Annotated in this window: 1 pseudogene; it reads right to left on the bottom strand. The window is 48.0% G+C overall.

What is annotated here, in order from left to right:
• Positions 1-594: pseudogene (locus tag A3762_RS05035) on the bottom strand (phosphoribosylformylglycinamidine synthase); the annotation flags it as partial.

Here is a 594-nt window from a genome sequence, read left to right as displayed (position 1 = left end):
CAGATGCAAAGTCTAAATCTGCGTGACTTGAGCCAGAGTCCATTGACGAGGCAGCGCCACCGCCTAGGCCAATCAGCATTGCTGGGCCACCCAATACAATCAGTTTGGCACCTACTTTGATCTCGCCTTTTTCAACGTGCTCGCCACGAATATTTCCAAGACCACCAGCGATCATAATCGGCTTGTGGTAGCCTTTAACTTCTCGTCCTAGTGAACTTGCCACTTCTTGTTCAAACGTACGGAAATATCCCGTTAGGTTCGGACGACCGAATTCATTATTGAACGCAGCACCACCAATCGGCCCATCCAACATAATATCTAATGCGGAACAAATGCGGTCGGGCTTACCAAAATCTTGCTCCCACGGCTGTTCGAAGCCCGGAATATTCAAGTTAGAAACCGTAAAACCAGTCAAACCCGCTTTAGGTTTAGAGCCTTTACCCGTCGCACCTTCGTCACGAATTTCACCACCAGAACCCGTAGATGCACCACTAAAAGGTGAAATCGCCGTTGGATGGTTGTGAGTCTCTACTTTCATCAGGATATGAATATCTTCTTCATTTCCTTCGTAGACCTTCGTTTCTGGGTTCGGGA

The organism is Oleiphilus sp. HI0125 (genome assembly GCF_001635355.1).
Note: the sequence above shows the minus strand (reverse complement) of the source record. Positions and strands in the feature narration are given on the sequence as shown.